At 58.1% G+C, this 24,395-nt stretch carries 23 protein-coding genes; 12 read left to right on the top strand and 11 right to left on the bottom strand.

Translation table 11 applies throughout. The annotated features are described in order from the left end of the window. From AXW11_RS02345 to AXW11_RS02335, 3 genes are all read left to right on the top strand, one after another. Positions 1 to 1,887 (top strand): acetyl/propionyl/methylcrotonyl-CoA carboxylase subunit alpha (locus tag AXW11_RS02345; RefSeq protein WP_286791725.1); only part of this gene is annotated, 1,887 nt, incomplete at its 5' end. Beyond that, positions 1,884 to 2,711 carry an SDR family oxidoreductase gene (locus AXW11_RS02340; protein WP_091640932.1) on the top strand — a complete coding sequence of 276 codons (828 nt, stop codon included), beginning with the start codon at positions 1,884 to 1,886 and terminating at the stop codon, positions 2,709 to 2,711. The genes AXW11_RS02345 and AXW11_RS02340, both read left to right, overlap by 4 nt. 70 nt (positions 2,712 to 2,781) lie before the next feature. Beyond that, positions 2,782 to 4,611: a long-chain-acyl-CoA synthetase gene (locus tag AXW11_RS02335; RefSeq protein ID WP_091640931.1), complete on the top strand. Its 1,830-nt coding sequence runs from the start codon at positions 2,782 to 2,784 to the stop codon at positions 4,609 to 4,611. Positions 4,612 to 4,790: 179 nt separating this feature from the next. On the opposite strand, the gene AXW11_RS02330 is transcribed toward AXW11_RS02335, so the two are convergent. Then, positions 4,791 to 5,771, bottom strand: a complete 981-nt coding sequence (locus tag AXW11_RS02330) for an NADPH:quinone oxidoreductase family protein (protein WP_075196558.1) — start codon at positions 5,769 to 5,771, stop codon at positions 4,791 to 4,793. 291 nt (positions 5,772 to 6,062) lie between these two features. Between AXW11_RS02330 and AXW11_RS02325 the strand changes: the two genes are divergently transcribed. The 5 genes from AXW11_RS02325 (at position 6,063) to AXW11_RS02305 (ending at position 10,755) form a co-directional block, all read left to right on the top strand. Then, positions 6,063 to 6,683 (top strand): trimeric intracellular cation channel family protein, encoded by a 621-nt coding sequence (locus AXW11_RS02325; protein WP_091640929.1) that lies wholly within the window; start codon positions 6,063 to 6,065, stop codon positions 6,681 to 6,683. A 128-nt stretch (positions 6,684 to 6,811) separates the two neighbouring features. After that, a complete protein-coding gene (locus tag AXW11_RS02320) occupies positions 6,812 to 8,110 on the top strand; it encodes an NCS2 family permease (protein WP_091640927.1) in 1,299 nt (432 codons plus the stop codon). Between the two features lie 27 nt (positions 8,111 to 8,137). Further along, positions 8,138 to 8,680: an adenine phosphoribosyltransferase gene (locus tag AXW11_RS02315; protein ID WP_091640925.1), complete on the top strand. Its 543-nt coding sequence runs from the start codon at positions 8,138 to 8,140 to the stop codon at positions 8,678 to 8,680. A 42-nt stretch (positions 8,681 to 8,722) separates the two neighbouring features. Beyond that, entirely contained in the window at positions 8,723 to 9,385 is a 663-nt protein-coding gene (locus AXW11_RS02310; RefSeq protein ID WP_091640922.1) for a fumarylacetoacetate hydrolase family protein, read from the top strand. A 62-nt stretch (positions 9,386 to 9,447) separates the two neighbouring features. Continuing rightward, positions 9,448 to 10,755 (top strand): ABC1 kinase family protein, encoded by a 1,308-nt coding sequence (locus tag AXW11_RS02305; RefSeq protein ID WP_091640919.1) that lies wholly within the window; start codon positions 9,448 to 9,450, stop codon positions 10,753 to 10,755. On the opposite strand, the gene AXW11_RS02300 is transcribed toward AXW11_RS02305, so the two are convergent. The 3 genes from AXW11_RS02300 to AXW11_RS02290 are packed head-to-tail and all read right to left on the bottom strand — an operon-like array spanning position 10,750 to position 13,414. After that, a complete protein-coding gene (locus AXW11_RS02300) occupies positions 10,750 to 11,430 on the bottom strand; it encodes an SIR2 family NAD-dependent protein deacylase (protein WP_091640917.1) in 681 nt (226 codons plus the stop codon). The two genes, AXW11_RS02305 and AXW11_RS02300, sit on opposite strands and share 6 nt — an antisense overlap. Positions 11,431 to 11,462: 32 nt before the next feature. Next, entirely contained in the window at positions 11,463 to 11,969 is a 507-nt protein-coding gene (locus AXW11_RS02295; protein ID WP_091640914.1) for a DUF2244 domain-containing protein, read from the bottom strand. A 41-nt stretch (positions 11,970 to 12,010) separates the two neighbouring features. Next, entirely contained in the window at positions 12,011 to 13,414 is a 1,404-nt protein-coding gene (locus AXW11_RS02290) for a D-2-hydroxyglutarate dehydrogenase (RefSeq protein ID WP_091640911.1), read from the bottom strand. Between the two features lie 180 nt (positions 13,415 to 13,594). Between AXW11_RS02290 and serA the strand changes: the two genes are divergently transcribed. Together serA and AXW11_RS02280 are read left to right on the top strand one after the other, a co-directional pair. After that, complete coding sequence (gene serA, locus AXW11_RS02285; RefSeq protein ID WP_091640909.1) at positions 13,595 to 14,824, top strand: phosphoglycerate dehydrogenase; 1,230 nt, start codon at positions 13,595 to 13,597, stop codon at positions 14,822 to 14,824. Between the two features lie 199 nt (positions 14,825 to 15,023). Continuing rightward, entirely contained in the window at positions 15,024 to 15,308 is a 285-nt protein-coding gene (locus AXW11_RS02280) for a hypothetical protein (RefSeq protein ID WP_007154450.1), read from the top strand. Between the two features lie 44 nt (positions 15,309 to 15,352). On the opposite strand, the gene AXW11_RS02275 is transcribed toward AXW11_RS02280, so the two are convergent. The 3 genes from AXW11_RS02275 to AXW11_RS02265 all read right to left on the bottom strand — a co-directional run bounded on the left by AXW11_RS02275 (position 15,353) and on the right by AXW11_RS02265 (position 18,667). Then, the gene (locus tag AXW11_RS02275) at positions 15,353 to 16,645 is read right to left on the bottom strand and encodes a S8 family peptidase (protein ID WP_220387364.1); all 1,293 of its coding nucleotides are present in this window, start codon (positions 16,643 to 16,645) and stop codon (positions 15,353 to 15,355) included. Positions 16,646 to 16,927: 282 nt separating this feature from the next. Continuing rightward, on the bottom strand, positions 16,928 to 17,584 hold the full coding sequence (locus tag AXW11_RS02270; RefSeq protein ID WP_036210301.1) for a YiaD family glycine zipper/OmpA-like lipoprotein: 657 nt from the start codon (positions 17,582 to 17,584) through the stop codon (positions 16,928 to 16,930). 63 nt (positions 17,585 to 17,647) lie between these two features. After that, entirely contained in the window at positions 17,648 to 18,667 is a 1,020-nt protein-coding gene (locus AXW11_RS02265; RefSeq protein WP_036209603.1) for an alpha/beta hydrolase, read from the bottom strand. Positions 18,668 to 18,765: 98 nt separating this feature from the next. On the opposite strand from AXW11_RS02265, the gene AXW11_RS02260 reads away from it, so the two are divergent. Then, a complete protein-coding gene (locus tag AXW11_RS02260; RefSeq protein ID WP_091640907.1) occupies positions 18,766 to 19,659 on the top strand; it encodes an alpha/beta hydrolase in 894 nt (297 codons plus the stop codon). Here AXW11_RS02260 and AXW11_RS02255 read toward each other — a convergent pair. The 4 genes from AXW11_RS02255 to AXW11_RS02240 are packed head-to-tail and all read right to left on the bottom strand — an operon-like array spanning position 19,634 to position 23,696. Continuing rightward, positions 19,634 to 19,924: a GIY-YIG nuclease family protein gene (locus AXW11_RS02255; protein WP_085679728.1), complete on the bottom strand. Its 291-nt coding sequence runs from the start codon at positions 19,922 to 19,924 to the stop codon at positions 19,634 to 19,636. The two genes, AXW11_RS02260 and AXW11_RS02255, sit on opposite strands and share 26 nt — an antisense overlap. Beyond that, complete coding sequence (locus AXW11_RS02250; protein WP_041332382.1) at positions 19,921 to 20,826, bottom strand: DMT family transporter; 906 nt, start codon at positions 20,824 to 20,826, stop codon at positions 19,921 to 19,923. Before AXW11_RS02250 ends, AXW11_RS02255 begins: the two co-directional genes overlap by 4 nt. Then, positions 20,819 to 22,204, bottom strand: a complete 1,386-nt coding sequence (locus AXW11_RS02245) for a sigma-54-dependent transcriptional regulator (RefSeq protein ID WP_091640904.1) — start codon at positions 22,202 to 22,204, stop codon at positions 20,819 to 20,821. Before AXW11_RS02245 ends, AXW11_RS02250 begins: the two co-directional genes overlap by 8 nt. After that, positions 22,194 to 23,696: an ATP-binding protein gene (locus AXW11_RS02240; protein ID WP_226909943.1), complete on the bottom strand. Its 1,503-nt coding sequence runs from the start codon at positions 23,694 to 23,696 to the stop codon at positions 22,194 to 22,196. Before AXW11_RS02240 ends, AXW11_RS02245 begins: the two co-directional genes overlap by 11 nt. Before the next feature lie 241 nt (positions 23,697 to 23,937). On the opposite strand from AXW11_RS02240, the gene AXW11_RS02235 reads away from it, so the two are divergent. Then, entirely contained in the window at positions 23,938 to 24,336 is a 399-nt protein-coding gene (locus tag AXW11_RS02235) for a DUF4168 domain-containing protein (RefSeq protein ID WP_036209594.1), read from the top strand. Positions 24,337 to 24,395 lie beyond the last annotated feature (59 nt).

The raw sequence follows: 24,395 nt of genomic DNA, 5'->3' as shown, positions 1-24,395 counted from the left end.
GCCAAGGCCCTGCACGTGGAATTGGCCGACGAGGCGGTGTGTATCGGACCGGCTCAGGTATCGGCGTCGTATTTGAACGCAGAGGCGATTATTGAGGCGGCGCGGAAAACCGGGGCGGATTGTGTGCATCCGGGGTATGGGTTCCTGTCGGAGAATTCCGGGTTTGCCAGGGCCTGCAAAGACGCCGGCCTGGTGTTTGTCGGGCCACCGGAGGCGGCTATTGAGCTGATGGGCAGTAAGCGGCGATCGAAGATTGCCATGCAGGAAGCCGGTGTGCCGGTGGTGCCGGGGTTCGAGGGCGACAATGCCAGCGACGAAGAACTCATCAACGCCGCCGAAAATATCGGCTACCCATTGATGATCAAGGCCTCTGCCGGCGGGGGTGGCCGTGGTATGCGTCTGGTGGAAAAGGCAGCGGAACTGGCCGATAACATTCAGCGGGCTCGCTCCGAAGCCAAGCAGGCCTTTGGCGATGGTGAGCTGATTCTGGAGAAGGCGGTTATTGAACCCCGCCATATCGAAATCCAGATATTTGCAGACCAACACGGTAACGCGGTGTATCTCGGTGAACGGGACTGTTCAGTTCAGCGGCGCCATCAGAAAGTCATCGAAGAGGCACCCTCTCCGTTTGTAACACCCGAACTGCGCCAGGCCATGGGCGAAGCTGCCGTGAAGGCGGCGCTGGCCTGTGACTATGAAGGTGCTGGTACGGTCGAGTTCCTCGCCGACAAGGACCGCAACTTCTACTTCCTGGAAATGAACACCCGCCTGCAGGTGGAGCACCCTGTGACCGAACTGATCACCGGTCAGGATCTGGTGGCCTGGCAGCTTTCCGTGGCCGAGGGCCTGGCGCTGCCACTAACACAGGACCAGATCCAGCTGAACGGCCATGCCATTGAAGTGCGCCTTTACGCAGAAGACCCAGCCAACGGCTTCACACCGCAAACCGGGCAGCTGCACCAGTTCCAGCCTGCGGAAGGCGAAGGTTTGCGGTTTGATACCGGCGTGCGCTCCGGGGACTCGATTACGCCTCACTATGATCCCATGCTGGCCAAGGTGATCGCCTGGGGGGCCAATCGCAACGAAGCCCGTCGTCGACTGCTCAGGGCGCTGGAAGACACCACTGTATTCGGTGTGACCACCAACCGTTATTTCCTGAGCCGCATCATCGCGGACGACACCTTCGGCGAAGGCGAGGCCACCACCGCCTTCCTGCAACAGGCGTTCAGAGATGATCCATCCCTGGCACCAAAAGACATCAGCATCCGCGAGCTCGCGTTGGCAGCCTGCGTGTTCAGCCATGGCAATTCAGGCCGTCCTGACGTTCGGGCCAACCTCAATAATGCCTGGAGCAACGCACCCTCGACCGTCAGTCCGATGAAACTGGATACCGGCGATAAAACCCTGGAACTGCTGGTCCGCCGCGCCGGCAATCATGTCACCGTGACCCTGGGCGAAGAGCAATACGAGCTCGACCTTGAAAGCATGGGCGATGGCCTGTTATGCATTATCGACAACGGCGTTCGTCAGCGATGCCAATATCACCGCCAGGGCGATCACCTATATTTGCAGGCGTTCGGGCAGGCACTGGCAGTGCGTGACGTGACCCACCAGCCGGCCAGCGGTGCCGCCGCCAGCGGCAGTGGCCGTATCAAGGCCACCATGGACGGCGCCATTATTGATGTTCTGGTTCAGGCCGGCCAGGCGGTGAAACAGGGCGACACCCTGGTCATCCTGGAGGCCATGAAGATGGAGCATCCGGTAAAAGCCGACCGCGATGGCACGGTCGGCGAGATACTGGCCACCAAAGGCGACCAGGTAAAACGCAGCCAGTTACTGGTAGAGATCACTGCCACAGACGCCACCTCAGAGGAGGCCGGACAATGAGCACAATGAAGAACAGAACCGTTTTTATAACCGGAGGCAGCCGGGGCATCGGGCGAGCCATCGCCCTTGCCTGTGCCCGAGAAGGTGCCAATGTGGTGATCGGCGCAAAATCCGACGAACCGCATCCAAAGCTGCCAGGCACGATACACAGCGTGGCGGAGGAAATTCGACAGGCAGGTGGCCAGGCCCTGCCACTGGTGCTGGATGTGCGAGACGAAAAACTGGTGCGCCAGCGGATAGATGAAGCTGCGAACCATTTTGGCGGCATTGATGCGCTGGTAAACAACGCGGGCGCCATCAAACTGACCGGCGTCGAGAACCTGAAGGTCAGCCGGTACGACCTGATGCATCAGGTCAACGCTCGCGCCGTATTCCTCTGCAGTCAGGCGGCATTGCCCTGGCTGAAGGAGTCCGACCAGGCCCATATCCTGAGCCTGTCGCCGCCTTTGAATTTGGATACCCGGTGGTTCGCCCAGTATGGGCCCTACACCACCACCAAGTACGCCATGACCATGCTGAGCATGGGTATGGCCGAGGAGTTTCGGCGTTACGGGGTTTCAGTGAACACCCTGTGGCCTAAAACGTTAATCGCCACGGCCGCCATTGAGTTTGAAGTGGGCGGCCCGCAAATGATGGCCCAGGGCCGCAAGCCAGACATCATGGCGGATGCCGCACTGAGCATCCTCAGCCGTCCTGCCGGGGCAATGACCGGGCAGACTCTGATTGATGAGGACGTGCTCAGGGCGGACGGCGTGACGGATTTTGAACATTATCGGTACCAGCCAGGCGACAAGCCCCTGCTGCCGGATCTGTTTCTGGATTAACCCCGGAGCCATTCGTTGTCCGGGGCAAAATAAACAACAACGTTTCACACGGACCCTGACGGATGACCCTATGACCCAGGACAACGTATCCCCACGTGACATTGCTCGCAGCCTGCCGGGCATACTCCGGCGATTTCCCGCCATTGCCAAGGGCTATTACTACTACTCGGTCAAGAACGAGAACAAGGACCTGACCCTTGGCACCCTGGTGGACCGCAACGCCGAAAAATACGGACACCGCCCGGCCATCCTGTTCGAAGACCGCAGCATTACCTGGCGGGAATTCAACGGTTGGGCCAACCGCATTGCCGGTTTCCTGAAGACAGAGGGCCTTATCCGGGGCGATACCATCGCCGTATTCCTGGAAAACCGCCCGGAGCTGCTCGCCGTGGTCGCCGGCGCCGCCAAGGTGGGCGTGGCCTGTGCCATGCTCAACACCTCCCAGAAGGGGCGCGTACTGGAACACAGCATCAATCTGGTCAGTCCTAAAATGGTCGTTGTGGGGGAGGAACTGGTGGAGGCCTTTGACGGCGTGAAAGCCGACATCAGGACCAGCCACCCCAACCCATTCCTGTTCCTGGCCGATACCAACACCATGAACATCTTCGGCGATGCACCGGAGGGCTATGTGAACATGGCGGCAAAGGTCAGCGCCCATCGGAATACGGCCCCCAAGCCGGCCGATCCGCCCACCATGGGTGACACCGCCATCTACCTGTTCACCTCCGGCACCACTGGCTTACCCAAGGCGGCGCCGGGCAGCCACCGCAAGTTCATGAAAGCCTACGGCGGGTTCGGCATGATGTCCCTGGACATGAAACCGGACGATGTCCTTTACTGCACCCTTCCGCTGTACCACGGCACCGCCCTGCTGGTGTGCTGGGGATCCGTGATGGCCGGTGGCTCTGCCATTGCCCTGCGCCGAAAATTCTCCGCCAGCGCGTTCTGGGACGACGTGCGGTATTTCCAGGCAACCACCTTTGGCTACGTGGGCGAACTCTGCCGTTACCTGCTGAATCAGCCCCCCAGCGAACAGGACCGCAATCACAACCTCACCAAGATGATCGGCAACGGCCTGCGCCCGTCCATCTGGAAGGAGTTCAAGGGACGCTTTGGCATCGAAACCGTGGCGGAACTCTATGCCTCCAGCGAGGGCAACATCGGCTTCAGCAATTTCTTCAACCTGGACAACACCGTTGGCTTTTCCACCGCCCCCTACAAACTGGTCAAATTCCACGACGGCACCCGCGACCCGGTTCGGAACGACAGCGGATTCATGCAGGAAGTCGAAAAGGGCGAGCCGGGCCTGCTGATCGGCGAGATCACCAAGAAGTGGTCCTTCGAGGGTTATACCCAGAAAGAAGCCACGGAAAAATCGATCCTGCGGGACGCCTTCAAGAAAGGCGACCAGTGGTTCAACACCGGTGACGTGCTAAAAGAAATCGGCTGCGGACACCTGCAGTTCGTGGACCGTATGGGCGACACTTTTCGTTGGAAAGGGGAAAACGTATCCACCACCGAGGTGGAGAACATCATCGACGGTTCCAATATGGTGGAGGAAGCCATTGTCTATGGGGTGGAGATTCCGGGCACCAACGGCAAGGCCGGCATGGTAACGCTGGTTCCCCACGCCAATGGCCAGGCATTTGATGTGAACCGACTGTTCCGGTACCTGAGCGACAACCTGCCGCCCTATGCGATTCCGGTGTTTGTTCGGGTAACCAGTGCCATCGAGAAAACGGGGACTTTCAAGTACCGCAAGGTGGACATCCAGAAAGCCGGTTATTCCATCGACAAACCGGGGGAGGAGGTTTACGCCTGGTTACCCGGTACAGATGGTTATACCCGGTTGACCTCCGAGCTGGTTACCGAGATTGATGCCGGAAAAGTTCGGTTCTGAGATTTTCTGGATCTAAGGCATACCTCCCATGCCTTGCCTGCATCGGTGGGGAGCCCCTCCCAAAAATGTGCGGAGCCGTGGATGGCGGAGCCCAAGCGCACATGGATGTGCTTGAAGCGTTTTTTGGGAGGGGCTCCCCACCGATGCATCCACCGAAACAAACAGGCTAGGGGCCGGCCTTAAGAACCGACCTTAAGGACAACCTTCCCCGTAGCAGTCCGACCGGTCAGCGCCCCGAGAGCCTTCTCATAGTCCTCGAAGTCATAGACTTCACTGATTCGCGGATTGATCTTTCCTTCGGAGAACAGCTTCAGCAGCTCCATCATGTTCTGGGCGCTGTTCTGAGGCTCACGCTGGGTGAAGCTGCCCCAGAAGACACCAACAACGGAACAGCCTTTCAGCAGCGTCAGGTTCGCCGGAATCTTGGGGATATCGCCAGCCGCGAAGCCGATGATCAGGTGACGGCCGTTCCAGGCCATGGCGCGCAACGCCTGCTCCGTAAAATCACCGCCGACCGGATCGTAGATCACATCCACGCCCTTACTGTTGGTCAGGCGTTTAACCGCGTCTTTCAACGGCTCTTCGGTGTAGTTGATCAGCTCGTCGGCACCGGCCTCTTTCGCCACCGCCAGCTTCTCTGCCGTACTGGCTGCCGCAATCACATGGGCGCCCATGGCTTTACCCAGTTCCACCGTTGCCAGGCCAACACCGCCGCTGGCACCCAACACCAACAGAGTTTCCCCCGGCTGGATATTGGCGCGTTGCTTGAGAGCGTAATACGAGGTGCCATAGACCATGGAAAAAGCAGCCGCTTTTTCGTCGGACATGGACTCGGGAATGGGCAGGATGTTCTGCTCCGGGACGACCACCTCTTCGGCAAAGGCACCGTAGCCGGTGAGGCCGGCAACCCGGTCACCCGGCTTGAAGCGAGTGACTTTCTCGCCGATTTCAATTACCTCGCCAGACATCTCTCCACCGGGAGAAAACGGCATGGTGGGCTTGAGCTGGTACTTGCCTTCAATGATCAGGGTATCCGGGAAGTTCAGGCCGGCAGCCTTAACGCGCACCTTGACCCCGTGACCTTTCACGACGGGGCTGGTGACGTCTTCAATCACCAGCGTCTCCGCCGGGCCGTATTCCTTGCAGAGGATCGCTCTCATATTCGTGACTCCGTTGTAGGACAGTCGATATTTGGACGGTCGATAGAGGACAACATCAATGGATGGTTATCAACCTAAACAGAGTCGGATCATGAAGCAAATAAAGAAATCTAATCTCTCCGGATTAGCTGGACTTATTCTGATCGGAAAAATGACTCACTGGCATAGGCCAGACGAATCAGAGACATAGTCATTGCTCAATACGCGTAACAGCTTCAAGATAGGCCTCAAACACGCTTCAAAAAGCGGGAACGGATCACAGCGTTCGCAATACGCGGCTTAGGGCCAGAGATGTTTGACATAATTTACGTGCTGGAAATGACCGGTGTGATTGCCTTTGCGATCTCCGGCATGTTGATCGCCCGATCCAAGAACATGGACCCGGTGGGCGTTTTCACCATCGGATTCGTGACCGCCCTGGGGGGAGGAACCCTTCGGGACCTGATGATGGATAATCACCCGTTGTACTGGATCAAGCATCAGGAGCAACCTATCCTGATCCTCTGCATGGCCGTTGTGTTCAGCTACTGGCACCGTGTCGAGCGTATCCGCGAATCGCGCATCCTGCTTCCTGATGCCCTCGGCCTGGGTGTTTTCACAATCCTCGGCGCGCAGTTGGCTCTGGACCTGGACCACTCCTGGTTTGTGGCGTCACTCCTGGGCGTGATGACCGGTACTTTTGGTGGTGCCCTGCGTGACACCTTTTGCAATGAGGTGCCGTTGATTTTCCGCAAAGACCAGATCTATGCGTCCATATCCTTCGCCGGCTGTTGGCTATACTTTGTTTGCCAGTGGCTGCTAGAGAGCGAATCCCTGGCCATGACCATTGGCCTCTTGTTTATTTTCATCACCCGACTGCTGGCTGTGCGCTTCGACATCCGCCTCCAGCGGGACAGGCGAACAGTGCAATGAGGCTACCGATGATCAATCGTCCCTTGGCGTTCTCGCCTCCAGCCGGTAACATTGCCGTTTTTTCACCCAATTCCTGAAACCGGTTCATTCACCCCCCCATTCAGCACCCTGTAAGGCAGGCATACGTCATGCTAGAACGACTATTCAAGCTCCAGGCTAATGGCACCACAGTTCGCAAAGAGGTACTTGCGGGCTTTACCACCTTCCTGACCATGGCTTACATCATCGTGGTCAATCCCAGCATTCTTTCCGATACCGGAATGGATTTCGGCGCGGTATTCGTGGCAACTTGCCTGGCGGCTGCCATTGGCACCCTGATCATGGGGCTTTGGGCCAACTACCCGATCGCGCTGGCGCCAGGCATGGGCCTGAACGCGTTCTTCTCGTTCACCGTGGTTGGTGGTATGGGCTATAGCTGGCAGGTGGCGCTGGGTGCTGTCTTCATATCCGGCTTTATTTTCTTCCTGCTGAGTATCTTCAAAGTCCGGGAATGGATCATCAACAGCATTCCCATGTCCCTGCGTTTCGGCATCTCCGCCGGCATTGGCTTCTTCCTGGCCCTGATCGCTCTGAAAAATGCCGGCATCGTGGTTGATAACCCCGCCACCCTGGTTGGTCTGGGTGACGTAAAAGTGGCCGAGAGTTTGTTGTTCTTCGGCGGTTTCGTGCTGATCTGTGCTCTGTCCTTCCGCAAGATCACCGGTGCGGTGATGATCGGGATCATTGCCGTGACAGCAGCAGCCATGGGGCTGGGCATGGTGGAGTACAACGGTTTTGCGTCCGCGCCCCCAAGCCTGGCGCCGACCTTCATGCAGCTGGACCTGGCAGGGGCGCTGAATATTGGCATGATCAGCGTGATTTTTGCCTTTCTGTTTGTAGACCTGTTTGACACCTCCGGCACCCTCATCGGCGCCGCCCAGCGCGGTGGCCTGCTGGACAAGGACGGCAAACTGCCACGGCTGGGCCGTGCGCTGATGTCCGATTCCGTAGCCACCATGTCCGGCGCTGCCCTCGGCACCTCCACCACCACCAGCTACATCGAATCCACCGCCGGCATCTCCGCCGGTGGCCGCACCGGCCTGACCGCTGTGGTCGTCGCGGCGCTGTTCATGGCGTGCCTGCTGCTCTCGCCCATTGCCAGTATTATTCCGGCTTACGCCACCGCTCCGGCGCTTCTTTATGTCGCGGTGCTGATGGCCAGCGGCCTGAAGCTGATCGAATGGGACGACGTCACCGAAGCCGCACCGGCAGTGGTAACCGCCCTGATGATGCCGCTGACCTTCTCGATCGCCAACGGCATTGCCCTGGGCTTCGTTACCTATGCCATCCTCAAGGCCTTGAGCGGCCGCTGGTCGGACCTGAACCCCAGCGTGGTCATCATCGCCGTGGTCTTTATCCTGAAATTCATCTTCCTGGACGCAGCCTAAGCTGCGCTTTCAGCGCTTGGACACGCTATGGACTATTTTTCAGAAAGCATCAAGAAAGCCATTCGCACCGTGCCAGACTGGCCCAAGCCAGGCGTCGCCTTCCGCGACATCACCACCGTGCTCCAGGACCGCACCGCGTTCCGCAAGCTGATTGATGCCTTCGTTCACCGCTACCACGGCCACGATATTGATGCCGTTGCCGCCGTAGATGCCCGTGGTTTTATCATCGGCTCCGCCCTGGCCTATGAGCTGAACGCCTCGCTGGTACTGATCCGCAAGAAAGGCAAGCTGCCGTTCGATACCCTGGTGGAAGACTACGAACTGGAGTACGGCACCGCCTCGGTGGAACTGCACAAGGACCCCTTCAAGCCCGGCGACAACGTGGTGCTGGTGGACGACCTGATCGCCACCGGCGGCACCATGCTGGCCGCCTCACGGCTCATTCGCAGAATTGGCGCCGAGATCGTCGAAGTGGCTGCCATGATTGACCTCCCCGACCTGGGGGGCTCACGCAAGCTGCAGGAAGAGGAGTTGAAGGTTTATACTGTTTGCTCTTTTGAGGGTGATTAGGGAGCGTCTCGCTCCCTTCCATAACGCACGACGGGAGCGGCCATGCCTGACTATCAGCACCACTGGAAAGACGGAACACCGGTTAACCTGCCCTTGGGCAAAATCGTCTGCATCGGTCGTAACTATGCGGAACATGCCCGGGAGCTGAACAACCCGGTTCCGGATGAGCCCCTGCTGTTTATCAAACCGGCAACCTCCGCGGTGCACATCACCCGCCCCCTGGACTTCCCTCGCAACCAGGGCGCGGTTCATTTTGAAACCGAGCTGGCCGTGCTGATCGGCCGCCCACTGACCAATGCGTCGGCCAGCGACGCCGAAGCCGCTATTCTCGGCTACGGCCTGGCGCTGGACCTGACGCTGCGAGACGTGCAATTCCGGCTCAAAGAGAAAGGCCAGCCCTGGGAATGCGCCAAGGCCTTTGATGGTGCCTGCCCACTGTCGCCCTTCGTGTGTATCGACCGTCTCCGCCGAGACCATCTCACCTTTACCCTCGACATCAACCGCGAACGCCAGCAAACCGGTGATACCCGGGATATGCTGAACCCGATCGTGCCATTGATCGCCCACATAAGCACCCAATTCACCCTGATGCCCGGCGATGTGGTTCTTACCGGTACACCAAAAGGCGTTGGCCCCCTGGAATCCGGCCAGATATTGTCTCTGGAACTGGAAGACGCCTTGTTTGTGGAGACCACCGTGCTCTAGGCTGGGCATGGGACATTGCGATCCTCCTCAGGTCCATCGGCTCTTCAGGACGTATAACAGGCATGGCAAAGAAACCGGTTACCACACGCAGCGGACGATTCTTCAGACTGGCAGGCATGACGGCGTCCGTGGCCGGTCAGTATGCCGGGCAGCGTGCGCGCCGGATATTCCGCAGCGAGGAAGACAACGAGGGCGCCCGCTCCGAGAGCTATACCCGCATGGCGGATCAGATTGTCGACACCCTGGGCGAGCTCAAGGGTGCGGTCATGAAAGTGGGGCAGATTGCCTCCCAGACCCAGGACTTTCTGCCCCGGGAATTCTCGGATGCCCTTGAGCGGCTTCAGAAAGAGGCCCCGCCCATGCCGTTCGAGGTGATTGTCGGTCAGGTGGAGAGCGAACTGGGCAAACCGGTGTCAGAACTGTTCGAATACCTGCAGGAAAAACCCTACGCGGCGGCGTCCATCGGCCAGGTTCACCGGGCCCGCCTGCACGACGGCACCGATGTCATCGTCAAGGTTCAGTACCCCGGCGTGGACGAATCCTGCGACAGCGACCTGAAACAGCTACGAATGGCCCTGAAACTGGGCGGCCTGCTGAAAATGCCGAAAGAGCACGTCGACCAGCTGTTCGGCGAAATCCGGGTGCGGCTCAAAGAGGAACTGGATTACGAGAACGAGGCCCGCAACCTGAAGGAATTCCAGGCATTCCATGCCAGTGACGACTGGATCGAGATCCCGACCGTCTTTGCCAGCCACTCGTCCCGGCGGGTACTGACCATGGAGCTGGTGGAAGGCGACCATATCAGCGAGGTAACCCCCGCAAGATACGATCAGGACACCATCAACCTGATCGGGCACCGCATCTTCACCATGATGGCGGACCAGCTTTTCCGCTACCAGTGCATCCATGGCGACCCCCACGCCGGCAATTTCGCCTACCGGCCCGATGGCACCATCATCCTTTATGACTTTGGTTGCGTGAAAAAGCTGAAGCCGGAAATCGTCGAGGCCTATCGCAACGCCCTGGTCTCCGCCCTGGAAGAGGATTACGCCGCCCTGGATCGCCACCTGATCGCCCTTGGTGCTCGCGTGGAATCACAGCCGGCGGTGGACGAAGCCTACTATGCCATGTGGCGGGACATTCTAATTCAGCCCTTTGACAGTGACACCCCCTACGACTTTGCCGAGTCTGAGTTGCACAAGGACGTCGCTGCAAAAACCACCACCGTGTTCAAGTACCTGGACTACTTCAAGCCGCCGGTAGAGAGCATCTTCATTGACCGAATGATTGCCGGCCATTACTGGATGATGAAGCGTTTGGGGGTGCAAGCAGCATTTCGGGAAGAACTCGAGGAGTATCTGGCGTTATAACCCCAGCCCCTTCATCCACTCCGCAACGCCCTCACCGGCGCCCTTGCGAATAACCTTCGCCCTCGAAAGGCTCGCCGGTTCACCAGGATCGATGACCGTTACCGGCACATCGAAATTCACCAGATCCACCAGCCCGGCTGCGGGGTAGACTTGCAGGGACGTGCCCACAATCAGCAGATGATCTGCGGTGGGCACGATCTCCGCTGCGGCCTCGATCATCGGCACTTCCTCGCCGAACCATACGATGTGCGGCCGAAGCTGGGAGCCGCGATCACAGGTGTCTCCGGGCTGTATGTCGTTGAATCCGATGTCGTAAATCAGTTCCGGATGCGTCGAACTGCGGGCTTTGGTGAGTTCGCCGTGCAGGTGTATAACATTGCTGGAGCCGCCCCGCTCATGCAGGTTGTCCACGTTCTGGGTAATGATCGTTACCCGGTAATGCTGCTCCAGTTCCGCCAGCAAGCGGTGGGCGTCATTTGGTTGTGCCGACTTCAACTGCCGGCGGCGTTCGTTATAGAAGCGCAACACCAGTTCCTGGTTGCGGGCAAAGGCTTCTGGCGTCGCAACGTCATAAACACTGTGTTGTTCCCACAGGCCGCCATTATCGCGAAATGTGGAAAGCCCGCTTTCGGCGCTGATACCGGCGCCGGTAAGCACAACGATGTGATCTTTCATACAGCAACACTTTGATTGTCAGGTGAGTATCGTCAGAACCAGAGCTTCTCAGGCCTGCGCCGTTTTTCCACTCTCAGCCCGTGCTTCTCCAGGATAGCAACCAGCTCCTCGGTATCATCGATATTGAGGAAGGGAGCGAGGGTAATCTCCTCGCCCCGGCACTGAAGATGCAGTTTGGGCGGTGTCCAGGGGTGCCGTGGCATATCCTGCCAGACGCGGGTATAACGGCGAGGCAGCTCCCACTCCTGTTCCTTGCGGGTCAGGCCTTTTTCAAGACGGATCAATTCCGGAGCAAACGTCAACACTTCGCGCTTCTGGCACTGACGGGAAGTGTAGTAAAACGCCGCCGCCAATGCCGTCAACTCAAGGCCAGCGAACGGCAGCACCGGCCATGCGCCCGCCAGGAGCATGCCGGCAGAAATCAGCAGGGAAAGGAGGACAGCCGCGAGCCAAATGCGAATATTCCCACGCCAGTTCATGGACCGGTTGGGGGTCAGGAGAAAACAGTCGCCTTCACACTGGGAAAGCTGCTCTACCATCTAGGTCGCTCCCGGGAGCCACCCGCATTGCCTCCACGCCTTCAGTCAAAGATCTTACCGGGGTTCATCACACCGTTGGGGTCGAAGACCTGCTTGATTCCCCTCAGATAGGCAATTTCAGAGGCGCTGCGCGTGTACTCCAGATACGGCTTCTTGGTCATGCCGACACCATGCTCGGCAGACACGCTGCCCTGATAGCGTTCAACAATCTCGAAGACCCATTTGTTCACCTGCTGGCATTTCTCGAAGAAATCCTCTTTGGCCATGTCTTCCGGTTTGAGGATGTTCAGGTGCAGGTTGCCATCTCCGATGTGCCCAAACCAGATGATCTCGAAATCTGGATAGTGCTCAGTGACCACCGCATCGATTTCCTGCAGGAACCCTGGCACTTTGGAAACCACCACAGAGATATCGTTCTTATACGGCGTCCGCGGTGCAATGGACTCGGAAATGCGCTCCCGCAGTTGCCATAGGTTCTGGGCCTGGGTTTCGCTCTGGCTGATCACGCCATCCAGCACCCAACCGTTTTCCACACACTGCTCGAACAGGGCCATGGCATCGTCCATCACCTGATCAGACACCGCCTCAAATTCCAGCAGCGCGTAGTACGGCGCCTCGGTTTCGAACGGCGCCTGCACCTGGCCATGGGCCAGTACGTGACCCATGGCCTGATGGGAGAAAAACTCGTAGGCGGTCAGGTCGATCTGCTTCTGGAACGTCTGCAGCACGTCCATGGTGTTGGTCAGGTCATTCAGGCCCAACACCAACACCGTCAGGTTATCCGGCTTTCGGGACAATTTCATGGTCGCTTCGGTAATGAACCCGAGGGTCCCTTCCGCGCCAATAAACAGATGGCGCAGATCGTACCCGGTGTTGTTCTTCGCCAGATCCTTGTTAAGGTCCAGGATATCACCCTTGCCGGTCACCACCTTCAGGCCCGCGACCCAGTCGCGGCTCATGCCGTAGCGGATTACCTTGATGCCGCCAGCGTTGGTGGAGAGGTTCCCCCCCAACTGGCTGGAACCAGCCGATGCAAAATCCACCGGGTAATACAGCCCGTTGTCTTCGGCATAATTCTGCAACTGTTCCGTCACTACGCCGGCCTGGCACTTCACGGTGCGGTCGCTGGCGCTGAAATCCAGAATCTGGTTCATATTATCGAACGCCACCACAACCTCTCCGTTGGCGGCCACAGCCCCTGCACTCAGACCTGTGCGACCGCCGGAAGGCACCAGAGCCACCTGGTTTTCATTGGCAAACTTCACCAGCGCCTGCACCTGTTCGGTGGTCTTTGGCAGTACGATGGCCACAGGCTTGGGTGGATAGATCTTCGTCCAGTCCTTGCCGTAATTTTCCAGGTCAGCCGCGTCGGTCAGCACTTTCCCGGGGCTCTGGCCCCCTTCCATCAGGGCTTTGAGGGAGGCAACGATCTGTTCAGGAGTCATGGATAGTCCGGTCTCGCAAAGGGTTAATCAGTGCGTCGGTAGGCAGAGTTGATTCAGGTGGTCCGACGCGCTGTGAAAATCTGCGTTTATGGTATCATACCGCCCCTGTTCTGTGAGCCCGCCCGCCAACAGCGGTACTCACGGGTCATTTCATATGACGAAAGGTTCGGAAGCAAGCCCATGTCAAATACGTCTCTTGAAAAGAGCAAAATCCGCATCCTGCTGCTGGAAGGCGTGCACCAGTCCGCCATTGATACTCTGAACGCCGCAGGCTATACCAACATCGAATTCCTGACTCATTCGCTGGCCGAAGATGAGCTGGTGGAGAAAATCGCCGACGCTCATTTCGTGGGTATCCGCTCACGCACCCAACTGACCGAGAAGGTGTTCGACGCTGCCCAGAAACTGGTAGCGGTGGGCTGTTTCTGCATTGGCACCAACCAGGTTGACCTTCAGGCAGCCACACGTCGCGGCATCGCTGTTTTCAACGCCCCCTTTTCCAATACGCGCAGTGTGGCGGAACTGGTTCTGGCCCAGGCGATTCTTTTACTACGCGGTGTCCCCGAGAAGAGCGCCAAGGCCCATCGCGGCGAATGGCTGAAGTCCGCCAAGGACAGCTATGAAATCCGCGGCAAGAAGCTCGGCATCATCGGCTACGGCAACATCGGCACACAGTTCAGCGTGTTGGCCGAGGGCCTGGGCATGGACGTGTATTTCTACGACGTAGTCTCCAAGCTGTCGATCGGCAACGCCACTCAGGTAGGCACCCTGCAGGAACTGCTCAACACCTGCGATGTGATCAGCTTGCACGTTCCCGAAACGCCGTCCACCAAGTACATGTTCAAGGCCGAGCAATTCGCCCAGATGAAACCGGGCAGCATCCTGATGAACGCCTCCAGGGGCACCGTGGTAGACATTGACGCCCTGGCCGATGCCTTGGGCAGTGGCAAGCTCCTGGGCGCCGCCATTGATGTCTTCCCCGTTGAACCCAAGTCCAACAATGAAGAGTTCATCTCTCCACTGCGCGAGTTCGACAACGTGATCCTGACTCCGCACGTCGGTGGCTCCACCATTGAGGCACAGGAAAACATTGGCCGCGAAGTGGCAGAAAAGCTGGCCATGTACAGCGACAACGGCACGTCTGTCTCTTCCGTGAACTTCCCGGAAGTGGCCCTGCCCTCACATCCGAACCAGCACCGCCTGCTGCACATCCACGAAAACGTGCCGGGCGTGATGTCGGAAATCAACCAGGTGTTCTCGGAAAACGGCATCAACATCTGTGGCCAGTACCTGCAAACCAAGGAAGACATTGGTTACGTGGTGATCGACGTCGACAAGGAGTACGGCGAGTTGGCACTTGAGAAACTGCTGAAAGTCAAAGGCACCATCCGCTGCCGCGTGCTGTTCTGATCCAGACGGTGTTTCAGCACCACAAAGAAGCCGGGGCCAACAGGTCCCGGCTTTTTTATGGCCAAACAGGCCAACTCCCGCACATGACCTCTTATTAATCCTCTTTTAGGGCACTTGACCTTGAGATGTCATCAGATGCAGCCATGATGGAAGTGAAAGCTTTAACATTGCATCCAACATTCACTCCAAGGAGCATTCCATGTCACTGAAGGAGTCATTGCAGAAAAAACTGGAAACCCAGACCGAGTACTGGAGCAAACAGATCCAGAGCCTGCAGGCCGATGCTGAGGAAAGGATGGCAAAAGCCCAGGACGACCAGGCAGAGGCTGAAATCCAGAAAGATTTCTCCGAGCGCATTCAGGCGCTGGAAGAACACGTCGAAGAAGCACGCAAGAAGATTTCGGAAATCCGGGATTCAGGGGAAGACCAGTTGCGGGACCTGAAGGCAAGGATTGACGAGTGGCTTCCCGGCGGGAAGAACTAGGAAACGATAAATGGCCGGAACGGGATCGTTCCGGCCCTCAAGCATTACTGCGGCACTCTTAGCAGACGATTGGGAGAGCCCTCTTCAATACTCCCAAGTACATTTCTGGTCGCCAGCTCGTCCAGCCTGGTGCTGACCGATGCCGGTGACAGACCGGGTTCAGCCCCCAGGATCAGGGCAACGCTGCCCGCTACGTGTGGCGATGCCATAGAGGTCCCGCTGATGGTGTTTACTTCATCGTCCTCCTGATACCAGGCCGCGGTGATGTCAGACCCCGGGGCAAACAGGTCCAGGCACTCTCCGTGATTGGAAAACGACGATCGTTGATCCTCGCGGGTAGTGCTTCCTACGGTTACCGCTGGTGCAACCCGATTTGGAGAGCCGGAACAGGCGTCAGCATCGCTGTTACCGGCGGCCACCACGAACGTCACTCCCTGCTCTATCGCACCACGCACGGCATCGTCCAGAGCGTCTGAGCTCCCTCCACCAAGGGACATATTGGCAACGGCCGGCGCCTGATGGTTCTCAGCCACCCAGTCAACACCTGCGATCACATCCGCGTTAGAACCGGCACCGGAGCAATCCAACACCCGCACGGCCGAGATGAATGCGTTCTTGGCAACGCCATAGACGGTGCCAGTTGCGGTACTGGCGACATGGGTCCCGTGACCATTGCAGTCTGTGGTGTCTTCCGGGTCAGTCTCGCCCCCAATGTTGACGATCGGGCCAATCAACGGCAAACCACCCAATCCCAGCAAGCCGGTGTCGTTCACCGCAAAATTACGGCCTTCAATCACCCGCCCGGCAAACTCATCGTGGCTATCCCGCAGACCCGTGTCGATGATATAGACACTGACTCCGTTACCGGCAGAGGACGGGTAGCTATATTGCTCATCCAGGGGGAGCACCGGCTGATCGATCCTGTCCAGCCCCCAGGTGGCATCACCCTGCGTCACCGCATTTGCGGCAACAACCTGGTCGGGCTCAACTGCCAGCACGCCAGGCAGGGATGACAACAGTGCTGCCTGCGGCTCTGTCATCGTGACCGCCGCACCGGTCATCGCAGTTCGGTATACATGCAGAATATCACCACCACCTACGGCCACCAGAAGCGATTCGACGCTTGCCTGCAGGTCGGCAAGCCCCAGCATGTCAGGAATCGACGGGGCCAGTGTGAGGATATAGCGCCCCGGTATGCGATCTCCCGGCTGAAGCGCGGATTCGGAGGCTTCCGAAGTGCCCGTCAGGCCGACACCATCCGACAGTTCTGCGAAGGCCGGGGCGGCCAAGAGAACACTGAGGGTAAAACCAATTGTTTTTGTGATCGTTGTTGTCAAAGCAGATCTCCCATTTGCTCATTTTCCATGATTGAGGCTCACCGGGAACGGACAACATAGAGCCTTATGTTCCACCACGGGACATTCCCCTTCACCGTTCCATGCATTGAAGCGCGATTCAGGTCAGATGAGGCCAATTCGGCTCTCTTAAACAACCTTTAATGCACAAAGGCCGATGTTGACGATTGAAGCTGATGGCAGAATGGGGAAGGAGCAAAAAGGGAGGGAAGCGGCTCCGGACGCGGGCATGATCCGGAGTCGCTGATTCAGCCTGGGCTGATGTTACTGCATGGGAACCAGTGTCAGCTCGACGCGACGATTCTGTTCACGTCCGCTTTCAGTGTCGTTGGAGGCAATCGGGTAGCGCGGGCCATAACCTGTCGCACGGGTCCTCTTGGGTGCGATACCCTGATTCAAAAGGAAATCCCTGACTGACCCAGCGCGGCGCTCACTCAACAACTGGTTGTAATCCCGCGAGCCAGTGCTATCGGTATGGCCTTCGATCTGAATGATGGTCTTGTCGAATTCCTTCAGTACCAGCGCCACGGATTCCAGCGTGTTGCTGAACGACGGCTTGATGGAGGACTGGTTGACGTCGAAGGTGATGTTGCCCGGCATGACCAGTTCAATTTCGTCACCATTGCGTACAACGCGAACACCGGAACCCTCGAGTTTGCGGCGCAACTGCGCTTCCTGCTTATCCATGTAATAACCGATACCACCACCAATGGCCGCACCGGATGCGGCACCAATCAGTGCGCCTTTGCCACGGTCACTGCTGCTGGAGGTTGCAGCGCCGACGGCGGCACCACCAATGGCCCCGATAATGCTGCCTTTCGTGGCGCTAGAGGTTTTTTCCTCACCGGTGTAAGGATCGTATGTCATACAGCCGCCAAGACCCACGGTGGCGACGGCAAAAGCTACAATCGTTTTCTTCACGGCATTCTCCAAAGTCTTTCCAAGGTATGACTGTTCGCGGCATGGTGCCGCCATTGGCTTTCCTTAACTGGCCTCAGACAGAGACCCGTCATGGTCGTTTTCAAACGTATCCACAATGGTATTGAATACGGTTGCCTGTAAATCCTGGGCTTCGTTTACTAGATGATGACGCCCATCCGGTATCCGGAGTTCCTCCACCGAGGAAAATTTATTGCGGATAATCCGCAGATTGTGCTGCCAGTCTACAGTCAGGTCCTTTTCCCCCTGCACCACGGTAATCGGAAAATCGACCGGGCGGGCGGACTCAATATGCGGTACCCACTGCCGTAATGCAGAAACCCAGTCCACATGTACGGCCCTGGCCTGGAGCGGATCGTAGTCCCTGAGGAACTTCAGGAAACGCGAGTTTCCACTGTTGGCCCCAAACGCCCGTCGCCATCGCGATATAAAGGGTTTTACCAGGCTGTGCAGAACTTTGGCACCCAGCCACCCCATCGGCCTGATCAACGGTGCCAGCAGTACCACCCTACGAAAATCCGAGGTTTCCCGGTCGTGATGGTTGGTCAGCAGGTAGTCAATCAGGATAGCCCCGCCCGTACTCTGCCCGACCGCATACCAGGGCGCCCGCACGTGACGCCTTACACTGGCCATGACATCCGTCAGCACGGCCTGATACTCGAGAAAACTACCAATCGCCGCTGGTGTGCCACTGGACAGCCCGTGCCCGGGCTGATCATAGGCGAGCACATCAAAGCCCGCACCCAGGCAACGGTCGATCAACTGGCTGTATAGCCCTACATGGTCAAAGTAGCCATGCAGGATAAACACCGTGCCCCGGGGCTTGCACTGATCCGGAAGGCGAAAATAGTGGACCATCACCTGGTGCCGGTCCGCCATCACATAACCCTGGCGATAGCTGACCTCCGGGTGCTCTACCCAGAGATCGAGGCCGTAGAACCGGCAGTAGGCCACCATATCCTCGCTGAGTTGTTCCTGGCTTTCAGGCTCGAAGGGCGACATTCGCTCAAGTAACGACGCCCTGTCCCAGTTCGGAATTTCTATGGTATCTGTTTTCCAGTACACGTAGAGTTAAACGCCTGTCATGAATGGGTATGAAAATAGCCGTGTGTCTGCATTAAGCTTGGTGCTTAGATTAGCACACCACAACCCCGGAGTTGCCGATGATACAAACCGCCCTGGAAGCCGGCCTGCGCCAGACCATGAACCGACTCGTTCGTCCCCTGCTGCACCCCGCGATTCCCGTTGCCCTGCAACGCCGGTTGATCAGCAAGGCCTACCTGACATCGATTCCGCCACGTGGCACCCGGTTTGAAGACATCCAGGCAGAAGGGCTTTCGATCACCCGGGCCTGTCACAGCGACAACCCTCACGGGGTCATACTGTATTTCCATGGCGGTGGTTACATCATAGGCTCGCCAAAAACACACAAGGGAATTACCGGCCACCTGTCGAAATTCAGTGGCGCGATGGTGGTTACTCCCGACTACCGATTGGCACCGGAGAACCCCTTCCCCGCGGCACTGGACGATGCTGAAATGGTTTACCGCGCCTTGCTGGACGAAGGGCATCCGCCTGCAACCCTATGCCTCGCGGGCGACTCAGCCGGCGGCGGACTCGCCGTAGCCCTGGCCATGCGCCTACGCGACAAAGGCCTGCCCTTGCCCTCGTCGCTGATGGTGCTGTCGCCCTGGACTGATCTTTCCCACCAACACCTTTACGCGCCTGAATGCGAGCCGGTTCTACAGAAGCCGTGGATCGACAAGTCCGCGCGCCTGTACTGCGGCAACACACCACCGTCCGAGCCTCTCGTTTCACCCGTATTTGGCGACCTTTCCGGCCTTCCGCCGTTGCTGATACAGGTGGGCAGCCAGGAAATCCTGCTGAATGATGCCCGGCGCCTGGCGAACGCGGCCAGCCGTGACAGTGTCGATACACGCCTGGAAATCTATAACGGTCTCTGGCACGTTTTCCAGGTCCACGCGGGGCAACTGGACCGCGCCACCGAGGCCCTGCAAACCGCTGGCACGTTTATACGCCAGCATCTGTCGAGTTGACCGGGAGGACAACCTCCCCACGAATCAGCGCTTCCTTCTGCCTGCGCGGCCATTGTTTGATCTGCCACTCAAGTTTCGACGCCGTCGCCCTGTCTGTCGTCTCGGCGGAAAATGCGAGCTCAAGGGGCCCTTTGCCCCTCAGGCTACGGGCCCCTTTTGGTGCACCGGCCTGGTGTTCGGCAAAGCGCCGCGCCACATCGGTTGTGATCCCCGTGTAAAGAGCCCCTTTGGCGGTCCGTACCATGTAGATGAACCACTGGCTCATACCGATGAAGCCCTCGCCATTGTCTCCCGGGTTTTACGTTGCTGAATCCACAGCCCCGCAACGATCAACACCAGGCCAACGTATGTGGATGGCAGAATGATCTCGCCAAGAATGAAATAGATGAACACCAGCGACAGGAACGGTGAGATAAAGATGAGGTTACTCACCCTGGCGGTATTTTCCGCCTTCTTCATGGCGTAGGACCAGAGCACAAAGGCAATTCCCATTTCGAACACACCCACGTAGGTGGCCGCCAACAGGCCTGTTGTGGGGTTGAAATCGAAACCGTCCGTCAACCCGCAAATCACCACGATCACCGGAAGACCGCAGAGAAAATTCAGGAACAGACCGACCACCGGATCCCGGGTATCCCGAGTCGCGATAATCCAGTAGGACGCCCAGACCAGGGTGCTGCCGATGGCCAGGCCCACACCAAGAGGGTCGGAGAACGTTAACGACAACACATCGCCACGGGTTGCGATAACGACGACCCCGCTGTAGCAAATCAATCCGGCGATGATATCGGCACGCCGCAGTCGCTGTCCCAGGAAGGGCACCGACAGGTAGGCCAGCACCAGCGCCCAGGTGTAGTTCAGGGGTTGCGCCTCCTGGGCAGGCAGCCGGTCGAACGCACCAAACAGCAGGAAGTAGTACAGGCAGGGATTGATAAGCCCCATACCGAAAGACTGCAGATATTGGCGGCGCGACAGTTCAAAGACCAGGTGCCACCGTCGTTGTGCGACCAGAATAAGCGCCATCACTATTACCGACGCGGAACAGGCGACCACCAGCATCTGGACCGGGGTCAATTCCCGCAATGACAACTTGAACGCAGTGGCCACTGTTGACCAGAGCAATACCGTTCCAAGGCCGTAAAGCATTGCCTGTTTCTGGTTAGTCATGAGCAGTGTCCTTTTCCGCATCAAGCCAGCGATAGAGCGTACGCCGGTTTACCCCGAGTATCTGGGCCGCACGGCGTTTATTGCCTTCCACCGCATCAATAACACGCACAACATAGTCCTGCTGGACCTGCTCCAACGTGGGCCAATCCGCCAGGTTTCCTGATGGCAGCACCGGCCGGCCCTCAGCAGACTCTGTCTGGCGCTTGCGGATACGGGCCGGCAGATGTTCCGGCAACACCACATCACCGTCGCAAAAGGTCACGGCCCGTTCAATCGCGCTGGCCAGTTCCCGGACATTGCCGGGAAACGGATAATCCGCCAACATTCGCGCAGCCACTTCGCCCAGCTGCAGGAATCCGCGCTGGTGACGCCGGGCGGAATCCCGCAGGAAATGCATGGCAAGCAGATCCACATCGTCATCCCGTTCCCTTAATGGCGGCACCATCAAGGTCAGGGTTTCCAGGCGATAGTAAAGGTCCTCGCGGAAGCCACCCTGTTCCACGGCCCTGACCAAGTCCTGATGGGTAGCCGCAATAACACGCACATTGACGGCCTCTTCGTGGTCAGAACCCACCGGCTTAATCGTGCCTTCCTGCAGCACACGCAACAATTTCGCCTGAAGAGCGAGCGGCATCTCGCCAATTTCGTCCAGCAGCAGCGTGCCTCCATCCGCTTCGGCAAACAGCCCCCTGCGGGCGGATTTTGCGCCGGTAAAAGCACCGGCTTCGTGGCCGAAAAACTCGCTTTCCATCAGCTCATGGGGTATGCCCGCGCAGTTGACTGGTATAAACGGTCCTTGCCGGCGCTCGCTCTCGTCGTGAATGGCCCTGGCGACCAGTTCCTTGCCGGTGCCGCTCTCGCCACTGACCAGGACGGCCGCCTGGCTACGGGCCACCTGTCGTATTTCGTTCCTCAAACGCTCCATCGCCCGGCTCTCGCCCACCAGCCCCAGCGCACTGTCACTTTCACTCTGGGATTTGTAACGTGCGAGTTCACTGGTCACCGCCGCATGGGCCAGCAGGCGCTTGATCTTCAAGCGAAGATGGTCGGTGGACAGTGGTTTGGTGAGAAAGTCATCGGCACCGGCCTTAAGCGCCTCTACCGCCTGGTCAACCGTGCCGAAGGCTGTGATGATGATAAAGGGAACCGAATGGCCTTCCGCCTGCAGCTTCCGTAGTATTGCCAGGCCGTCGCCGTCTGGCAATCGAAGGTCCGACACAATCAGGTCCGGGCGCCATTCCCGCAACCCATTGCAGCCTTCCTCAACGGTTGCAGCACTGCGTACCGCATAACCATCCACCTCAAGCTCCTCTGACAGAAGCGTCCGCAAACTGGCGTCGTCTTCCACCAGCATGATCAAAGCGGGCCTAGCTTTCATGATGGGCCTCCGTCGAGTCCACTCGTTTCTCATACACTGGCCAGAACGTTGACATCCGGCACCCGCCGTTCGCGTTCGTGCCAACCTCAATCCGACCACCATGTTCCTTGATTACACTGCCGACCACCGCAAGCCCCAGACCGGTTCCCTCACCCGCCGCACGAGTACTGAAAAAAGGCTCGAAAATCCGCTCCCGCAGCGAATCATCGATACCCGGGCCATCATCATCCACCCGCAACTCCCAGTATCCGTCGAGGGGAATAACAGACACGATCACCCGCGAGCGAGCCGCTTGGCACGCGTTGCGGACCAGGTTCAGGCAGGCCATTTCGAGACGGGTTGGCTCGGCCAGAACGCCGGCGCTGGCCTCCGGAATATCGGTACAGATCTCAACGCCATGGCACTTGGGCTCGTCGCATACCCGCGCGGTCAGATCGCGAGCCGTCGCCGCCAGGTCGGTTTCCCGGCGGGAGTCCGGCACATGGCGAAAACAATCGAGCAACTGCTGGATAATCAATGTCATCCGCTCGACCTGATGTTCGATATCCTTCAGGTGTCGTCGGTCGCTATCTGCCAGATCGCCCCGCCCAAGGATATTGGCGCGACCCTGGATGACATTCAGCGGCGCACCCAGCTCATGGGCAACGCCACCGGCAACCCGCCCGATCATGGCGACCTTTTCCTGATACTTCAGCTTCTCTGACAGTTCCCGCTCGCGTTCAACGCTCTCCCGGATTTCATTTTCCGCAACCGCCATACGGGCGCCCATGTCTTGCAACCCCTCGTGGATCTGTCTCAGCTCCCTCGGCCCCGCGGGAGGTCCATCAATCTGCCAGCGGCCGGGGGCCATCCGCTCCATCAATTCCAACAGCCGGCTGACATGGCGACCGACGGCACCATAGTGCCCCAGAACAACCACCAGAATGACCATCAACGACACCACCGACCAGATACTGACGGCCCAGATTCGGCTTGATGCCACCAACTCATGGAAATCGCTACGCTTTCGGGTTACCTGAAGCAACCCCTGAATTCGACCGTCCGGGGCAACCAGCGGCGTGAATTGTGAGAAGACTGACACCCCGTCGACCCTACGAAACGCTCCGTCCAGCTTGCCACTGGCTATCGCGCGTTCGGCACTGTCGCTCCGCGTAACATCACTGTCCGCCACACCGAGGCTGGCGATCTGCTGCCCGTCTTCATCAAACACTGAGGCACCAAACACCCGGCCGATGCGGAAGATGGATTTCAGCGACTCCCCCAGAACAATTTCATCGCCATCGGACATGGCCTGGGACAATGGACCACTGACCGCCCGGGCCACAAGCTCCAGATCTTCCCGCAAACGGTCATTCAGATTACGCTCGACCGCACCGAGCCCCACATAAATGGCGACGCCGCTGAATACCATCAACGGTACAACCATGCTCAGCACCAAGGTCAGGCGCAGCGAGCGAAACATGTCCCGCGCTCTTGATACAGGCGTTTTCATAACGTGCTCCGACAAAGTGTCACACAGGTATGCCACATGTGACATTTAGCCACAACGCACATTACGCAAAGGTAACGCTCATACATATCCAAATCACTGTTTTTCCTAGCTTTTCATAAAAACAAAAAGCTGGCACAGAGCTTGATTAAGCAACACCAACGTTCGAGGAATCGCATTCCTTTCAACGTCAGACTGCATTCGATGACACCGTGCAGTCCCTTCAACGCAAAAGGAGAACGCCATGAATAAACTTCTCATTTCACTGACCGCATCCCTGGCACTGCTGGCAGCAGGCCCCGTACTGGCACAGGAAAACCAGCAAAGTCCTGAAGCCACCAATCCCAACGGCGGATACAGTGATCCCGCCTCCGCCGGCACCCAGAAAACCAACTTTACCGACGCGGAACTGAAGCAGTTCGTTGAGGCCCAGGAAGGTATCAACAATATCCGTGATGAATACATGGAAAAAATCGAAGCGGCTGATTCCCAGAAAAAGGCCCAGGAACTGCAGATGGAAGCCAACGATGAAATGGTCACAGTGATTGAGGATTCCGGCATGGATATCCCCACCTACAATTCCATCGCCACCGCTTACAACAGTGAACCTCAGGTTCGGAATCGCGTTGATGCACTGATGTAAGCGGCTTCCCCACATTGGTTGCTTCAGGCCCTGCTATTGCAGGGCCTTTTTGATTCTGC

This window comes from Marinobacter sp. Hex_13, from assembly GCF_001566815.1.
GTDB lineage: Bacteria > Pseudomonadota > Gammaproteobacteria > Pseudomonadales > Oleiphilaceae > Marinobacter > Marinobacter salarius.
This window is presented reverse-complemented; position numbering and strand designations above follow the sequence as displayed.